This window comes from Actinomadura montaniterrae (genome assembly GCF_008923365.1).
Classification (GTDB): domain Bacteria; phylum Actinomycetota; class Actinomycetes; order Streptosporangiales; family Streptosporangiaceae; genus Spirillospora; species Spirillospora montaniterrae.
Genome location: NZ_WBMR01000045.1, coordinates 47,044 through 53,934, shown reverse-complemented (window position 1 = coordinate 53,934; position 6,891 = coordinate 47,044). Strand labels below are relative to the sequence as shown.

4 protein-coding genes and 3 tRNA genes are annotated in these 6,891 nt (G+C 70.1%); 4 read left to right on the top strand and 3 right to left on the bottom strand.

The window, feature by feature from the left end:
* Positions 1–7: 7 nt before the first annotated feature.
* The 3 genes from F9B16_RS18015 to F9B16_RS18005 all read right to left on the bottom strand — a co-directional run bounded on the left by F9B16_RS18015 (position 8) and on the right by F9B16_RS18005 (position 3,334).
* Positions 8–1,435, bottom strand: a complete 1,428-nt coding sequence (locus F9B16_RS18015; protein ID WP_225991721.1) for an extracellular solute-binding protein — start codon at positions 1,433–1,435, stop codon at positions 8–10.
* 80 nt (positions 1,436–1,515) lie between these two features.
* Positions 1,516–2,316 (bottom strand): aminotransferase class IV, encoded by an 801-nt coding sequence (locus F9B16_RS18010; RefSeq protein WP_151541245.1) that lies wholly within the window; start codon positions 2,314–2,316, stop codon positions 1,516–1,518.
* 316 nt (positions 2,317–2,632) lie between these two features.
* Positions 2,633–3,334, bottom strand: a complete 702-nt coding sequence (locus F9B16_RS18005; RefSeq protein WP_151541239.1) for an ArsR/SmtB family transcription factor — start codon at positions 3,332–3,334, stop codon at positions 2,633–2,635.
* 146 nt (positions 3,335–3,480) lie between these two features.
* Between F9B16_RS18005 and F9B16_RS18000 the strand changes: the two genes are divergently transcribed.
* The 4 genes from F9B16_RS18000 to F9B16_RS17985 all read left to right on the top strand — a co-directional run bounded on the left by F9B16_RS18000 (position 3,481) and on the right by F9B16_RS17985 (position 6,885).
* Positions 3,481–3,552 (top strand) — tRNA-Gly (locus F9B16_RS18000).
* Between the two features lie 40 nt (positions 3,553–3,592).
* Positions 3,593–3,663 (top strand) — tRNA-Cys (locus F9B16_RS17995).
* A 35-nt stretch (positions 3,664–3,698) separates the two neighbouring features.
* Positions 3,699–3,770: transfer RNA gene (locus F9B16_RS17990), tRNA-Val, on the top strand.
* 556 nt (positions 3,771–4,326) lie between these two features.
* Positions 4,327–6,885: a glycosyl hydrolase family 18 protein gene (locus F9B16_RS17985; RefSeq protein ID WP_151541238.1), complete on the top strand. Its 2,559-nt coding sequence runs from the start codon at positions 4,327–4,329 to the stop codon at positions 6,883–6,885.
* Positions 6,886–6,891: the final 6 nt, after the last annotated feature.

Genomic DNA, 6,891 nt, shown 5'->3' with positions numbered 1-6,891 from the left:
CGCCGCCTCACTGGGCGGAGACGTGAGAGGGGCCACCGACGATCCCTTCCAACTTCTTGGTGTACTGCGCGGCGGCCTCGTCGGGGCTCTTGCCCGACACGATCGCCGCCGTGGCCTCCTGCAACGCCGTCGACACCTGCGGATACACCGACAGGCCCGGACGGTAGGACGTCACCGGCAGGACCTTCTCCGAGACGAACGTCAGCAGCGGGTCGCCCGCGAGGATCTGCTTGTTCACGTCCGTCCGGGACGTGATCTCGGGGGTGCCCGCGGTGCGCGCCTTGACCATGTCCGCGGAGTTCATGAACTCCATGAACTCGAACGCCTGCTGCGGGTACTTGGTGTTCGGGTTCATCACGGTCAGCGGGCCGCCCGACATGCTCACGAAGGACTGGCCCCGCACGCCCTTGCCCGGCGAGACCGCCGGGATCAGCGCGAACCCGACGTCGGTGTCGCGGGTCCTCATCTTCGCGACGCCGTCCTTGGGGTTCAGCACGTCGCGCCAGAGGTAGTCGCCCTCCGCCAGGATCCCGATCTTGCCAGCGGCGAACTCCTCGAAGGACTTGTCGCGGCCCTTCGCCTCCTCCTGGAGCTTCGGGTCGCCGAGCTTCTCGGATCCGTAGATCTGCGCGTACAGGCCGAGGACGCTCTTGAGCGCCTGCCCGCCGCCGGTCCACTTGCCGTCCTGGTAGATCTGCGCGCCCGCGCCCGCCAGCAGCGGCAGCACGCCCTGCATGCTCGTCGCCTCGCCCATCGCGGTGCCCGCGTCCAGCTGGATCGGCGTCACGCCCGGCAGCTTCTTGAGCGCGCGGCCCGCCGCGATGATGTCCTGCCAGCTCTTCGGCTGCCAGCCGGCGGGCAGGCCCGCCTGCGCGAACAGCTTCTTGTTGAAGTACAGGAGGCGCCCGTCGGTGCCGGACGGGATGCCGTACTTCTTCCCGTCGAACAGCGCCAGCTGTTGGACCGATCCAGGGATCTGCGCCCAGCCGTCCCAGGCGTCCGCCGGGGCGCCCACCGCCTCGCTCAGCGGCCTGATGTACCCGGCCTGGGCGAACTCCCCCACCCAGATGCCGTCGATGTCCATGATGTCGGCCCCGGACCGCGACTTCAGGTCCAGCGCGAGCTTGGTCTTGTAGGCCTCGTCGTCCACGCCCTGGCCGCGGAAGGTCACCTTCGCGGTGATCCCCTTCGCCTTCTCGGCGGCCACGAACCTCGGGATGACGGTCTGGGTGAGCCACTCGGCCTCGCCGGCGTTCTTGCCGCCCGCGATGGCGTTCCGGGTGATGGTGAGGGTGAAGCTCTTGGCGTCCTTGCCGCGATTCGGATCGGTCGACGATCCGCCGCCGCCGCAGCCGGCGAGCGCCGCGCCCGCCAGCACGAGCGCGGCCGCCGCGCCGATCCGCCTTCTGGAGAAGTCCCTACGGGAGCTGACCACGGGTGACCTCCTACAAGCGTCACCACTTAACGTCACCGAAGAAGGCGATCACGTAAAGACCCAGGAGATCGTTTTCTTCGTCAGGGGTCCATCAGCTCGGCGGACCGCGCCGCGAACGCCTCCATCGCCTTCGCGGTGATCGGCCCCGGGGCCTCCGGCAGGACCGTTCCGTCCACCGCCCGGATCGGCTGGACGTCCCGGGTCGTCGACGTCAGGAACGCCTCCTCCGCCCGGTAGAAGTCCTCCAGCGGGACGTCCTCCTCCTCGCCGCCGCACCACTCCAGCACCAGCGCGCGCGTCACCCCCGCCAGGCACCCCGACGACAGCGGCGGCGTCACCAGCCGCCCGCCGAGAACGAGGAACACGTTGCTGCCCGTCCCCTCGCACAGGTTCCCCGCGAGGTTCCCGAAGATCGCCTCACCGCCGCCGCGCTCCTTCGCGTACGCCAGCGCCAGCGCGTTCTCCGCGTACGACGTCGTCTTCAGGCCGGACAGCGCGCCCCGCTCGTTGCGCGGCCACGGCACCACCGTGACGTCGCCCGCCGCCGGGAACGGCGCCTGCTCGTCCACGATGATCGACACCGTCGGGCCCGCGTCGCCGCGGGCCGAGCCCAGCGGCCCCGGACCGCTCGTGAACGTGATCCGGATCCGCGCCAGCGGCCACCTCGGCGCCGCCGCCAGCACCTCCAGCACCCCCTGCGCGAGCGCGTCGTGATCCGGCTCCGGCAGCCCGAGGCCCGCCGCCGACGCCGCCAGCCGCCGCAGATGCCGGGTCAGCGCGAACGGCTCCCCATACGCGGCCTTCACCGTCTCGAAGACCCCGTCGCCCACCAGCACGCCGTGGTCGAACACCGACACCACGGCCCGCTCCGGATCGACCATCTCGCCGTTCAGCCAGATCCTGGCCCGCCCGTCGTGGGCCTGCCCCGTCACCCGAAGCCACCTCCCATGGCCGGGCGCCTCCAGCCCGGCCTCGCGCCGTTCCGCGTCCACCAAGCCGATGGCCCCACAGTACGACCCCCAGGGCACGGGTTTCGAGTTCATCCGCCCGGACCGGCGCCCCGGGCCTCATCGCAGATCTTGCCGAAGCGGGGCGAACCGGCATGGCGAAACCTTCCAGGCGCGGCCGCGAGCCTGCGCTTCGCGCGGCCCGTTCTGAGCCGCCCGTGCTCAGCGGTCCGTGCTCAGCGGCTCGTTCTCAGACGAGCACGCAGCCGAACGAATCCGCCAGCCCCCTCAGACCATCGTCCGTCACCCGCAGCGCCCGCCGCGTCGACCCCCGCTCGAACCAGCCCAGCTCGATCATCCGGTCCGTCAGCGCCGCACCCAGCGCCCCGTTCAGATGCGGCCGCCGCTCCGTCCAGTCCAGGCAATGCCACGCGAACCTGCGGCGCGCCCGCCGCAACGCCGGCACGTCCAGACCCAGCGCCCCCAGCCGATCCTCGCCCTTCTCCGTGACCTCGTACGACTCCTCGCCGTCCCGCTCGATCAGCCCGCCGTCCACCAGCGCCGCGAACAACGCCACCCCCGCCTCACCCGCCAGATGGTCGTAACACGTCCGCGCCTCATGCAACCGCCGCGCGTCCCGCGACTGCCGCAGACTCCGCACCTCCACCGGCGGGCTGATCCGCGACAACGCCTCGATCACCTGCGCCACCTCAGCGTTCTGCAACCGGTAATAGCGGTGCCGCCCCTGCTTCACCGCCGTGACGAACCCCGCCTCCAGCAACCTCGCCAGATGCGCGCTCGCCGTCTGCGCGCTCACCCCCGCCGTCCGCGCCAGCTCCCCCGCCGCCAGCGGACGCCCGTCCAGCAGAGCCGTCAGCATCGCCGCCCGCGCCCGATCCGCCAGCAGCGCCGCCACCGGGGCGATGTCCGAAGTAACAGCAAGTTCCGCCATACCTCGACCCTAGGCGCCGCACCCTTCGACCGGCACCGAAGCATCCGCGGCACGCCCCGCCGGGAAACCCGGTTTGGGGAACGGCCACGGACGCGCTAATGTTTTCCCCGTCGCCGCAAGGGGCCGCAAGGCACCGAGCAGCACAGGCGGAAGTGGCTCAGGGGTAGAGCATCACCTTGCCAAGGTGAGGGTCGCGGGTTCAAATCCCGTCTTCCGCTCTGAGGGGCCTTTCAGGCTGTGACCCAGAAGGTCTCTTCTGGTGGAGTGGCCGAGAGGCGAGGCAACGGCCTGCAAAGCCGTGTACACGGGTTCAAATCCCGTCTCCACCTCAACCGCCGTGACTCCCCCCGGAGACCACGTGCACGGGCGATTAGCTCAGTGGGAGAGCGCTACCTTGACACGGTAGAGGTCACTGGTTCAATCCCAGTATCGCCCACGATGGAGTGGGGAGTGGTGTGCCCGCGGAAAGCGCGGGCCTGCCACTCCCTCTTTGTGTTGACCCGGGGGGCGACCCCCGGACCCCCGATGTGGGGGGCTCCGCCCCCCACGCCCCCCTTGTGGTTGCGGTTGGTGGGGGCCGTTCGGCTTCGTGCCACCTCCTGTTTTTTTGGGGCTTCGCCCCTTGCCCCCTTGTGGTCGGGGTTGGTGATCACGTTTCGGTTGGTGGGCCGTCGCTCGGTTGGGGCTTCGCCCCTTGCCCCCAATGAGCCTCCGCCCTTGACCCCTGCAGGGTGGTCTGCTGCGGCTCCGGTTGGCGGGAGTTGACGGGGGTGGGGGCGTCGTTGGGCGGTTTGTGCTGAGATTCTTCGGGCGTTCGGGTGGTTCGGTGCGCTAGCTGGGGTGGTTGCTCGGCGGCGGGGCGGGCGGGGGTTGTCGGCGGGGTGCGGGGCGGTTACCTTGCTCGGTAATTGATAGGAAACCTTCCTATCAATTACCGGTTTCGGGGGGCGGCCGGTCGTGTGGCACCACCACCCCGAAAGCAGGTGTTCGGCATGCGAAGACTTCTCGCGCTCCTGGTGTCGTTCGTGGTCGTCGCGGCGCTGGCGGCGGCTCCCGCGCGGGCGGCGTCGCGGCTCACGGCGACGTTCGGCCTGTCCGGGACGACCGGGAAGTACGTGGTCGCCAATCCCGGGACGTCCGACGTGAGCGGCTGGAAGCTGACGTTTGAGCTGCCGGCCGGCGTCACGGTGAGCAACCCGCAGAACGCCACGGTGTCCCAGAATGGGACGAAGGTGACGCTGACGCCCGCGTTCTACATCAACACCGTGAAAGCGGGCGGGAGCACCGAGCCGTATAGCCCGACGTTCACACTGAGCTCCGCCGCGCAGCCGGCGAACTGCCTGCTCAACGGGGCCAACTGCGACGGGTCGGGCGAGCCGCCGCCCGTCGTGGCGGCGGTCACCGCCGAGTACTCGGTGAACGGGACGCAGGCGAAGTTCGTCGTCGCGAACGGCACCGCCACGGCCCTGCACGGCTGGACGATCGTGTTCGACCTGCCGGACGGCGTGACCGCGAGCGGCGCGCAGAACGGGACGATCAGCCAGAACGGCAGGACCGTCACCCTGTCGTCGGTCTACTACAACTCCTCGGTCGGGGCCGGGAAGACGACGGAGCCGTACAGCCCGACGTTCACCGTCAGCGGGTCCGGTGCGGAACCGGCGAGCTGCCGGATCAACGACGCCAACTGCGACGGGTCAGCGGACGTCCCGCCGAGCGCGCCGGGCGGGCTGAAGACGACGGTGAAGACGACGAAGACCGTGTCGCTGAGCTGGGACGCGGCGAAGGCGGGAAGCCTCCCGGTCACCGCGTACGAGGTGTACAGCGGGTCGGCTCTCGCGACGACGGTGCCCGGCACCAGCGCGACGGTCACCGGGCTCACGCCGAACACCGAGTACACGTTCACGGTGAAGGCCCGCGACCGGAAGGGGAACCTGTCCGCGGCGAGCGCGCCCGTCACCGTGAAGACCAACGATCCGGGCGACGACACGCAGGCGCCGTCCGTTCCGGCGGGGCTGCACGGCACGGGTAAGGACGCGGCGAGCGTCGGGCTCGCGTGGAACGCCGCGTCGGACAACACCGGTATCGCGAACTACGACGTGCTGGTGGACGGGAAGGTCGCGACGACGGTGACCGGGACGTCCGCGACGGTCGCGGGCCTGTCGCCGTCCACCGAGTACTCGTTCACCGTCCGGGCGCGCGACCTGTACGACAACGTGTCGGCGGAGAGCGCCGCGGTGACGGTCACCACGGACGACGTGGTGAGCGGCTACGCGCGGGTCGGCTACTTCGTCCAGTGGGGCATCTACGGGCGGCAGTACTTCGTGAAGAACCTGGACACGACGGGCAACGCGGCGCGGTTGACGCACCTCAACTACGCGTTCGCCAACATCGACCCGAAGAACCTGACGTGCCTGCAGGGCGTCACGAAGGGCACCACGTCCGACCCCGAGGACCCGAGCCAGGGCGACGGCGCGGGCGACGCCGAGGCGGACTACGGCCGCCCGTTCAGCGCGGCGCAGTCGGTGGACGGCGTCGCCGACACCGGCTGGGAGAAGCTGCGCGGCAACTTCAACCAGCTGAGGAAGCTGAAGGCGAAGTACCCGAAGCTGAAGGTCCTCATCTCGATCGGCGGCTGGACGTACTCCAAGTACTTCTCCGACGTCGCCGCGACGGACGCGTCGCGGAAGAAGTTCGTGAGCTCCTGCATCGACACCTACATCAAGGGCGACCTGCCCGAGTACGAGAGCGCGGGCGGGCCCGGCGCGGCCGCCGGGATCTTCGACGGCATCGACCTCGACTGGGAGTGGCCGGGCTCGGACGGGCACCCGGGCAACCACGTCGGCGCGGCCGACAAGCAGAACAACACGCTGCTGATCGCCGAGTTCCGCCGCCAGCTGGACGCGCTGACCGCGCAGACCGGCGAGCGTTACGAGCTGACCGCGTTCACCCCGGCGGATCCGGCGAAGATCGCTGCCGGATGGGACCTGCCCCAGGTCGCCAAGTCGCTGGACATCTTCAACGTCCAGGGCTACGACTTCCACGGCTCCGGCAGCGACAACTCGTGGGAGCCGAACCGGACCGGGCACCAGGCCAACCTGTACACCGACACCGACGACCCGTACCCGTTCCACTTCAGCGTCGAGAACGCGGTGAACGCCTACCTCGACGCCGGCGTGAACCCGCGCAAGCTGACGATCGGGCTCGCCTACTACGGCCGCGGCTGGCAGGGCGTCGCCGACGGCGGCAAGGGCGGCCAGTGGCAGGCCGCGAACGGCGCGGCGCCCGGGCAGTTCCAGGAGGAGGCGGGGACGCGCGGCTACGCCAACCTGGTCTCCAGCCTGCCGAACTGCACGGTCGCGCACGACGAGCAGGCCGTCGCGACGTCCTGCTTCACCGGTGACGGCGGCCAGTGGTGGTCGTTCGACGACGCCTGGTCGATCGGGAAGAAGGTGGCATGGCTGAAGAGCAAGCACCTGCTGGGCGCCATGATCTGGGAGATGTCCGGCGACCCGGGCGTGCTGACCAAGGCGCTCGACGACGGGCTGGGCTGACCGCCT

Excerpts from the sequence above, each read along its gene's own strand:
- F9B16_RS17985 (WP_151541238.1), top strand. The coding sequence starts at position 4,327 with ATGCGAAGACTTCTCGCGCTCCTGGTGTCGTTCGTGGTCGTCGCGGCG.
- F9B16_RS18010 (WP_151541245.1), bottom strand. The coding sequence starts at position 2,316 with ATGGTCGATCCGGAGCGGGCCGTGGTGTCGGTGTTCGACCACGGCGTG.
- F9B16_RS18005 (WP_151541239.1), bottom strand. The coding sequence starts at position 3,334 with ATGGCGGAACTTGCTGTTACTTCGGACATCGCCCCGGTGGCGGCGCTG.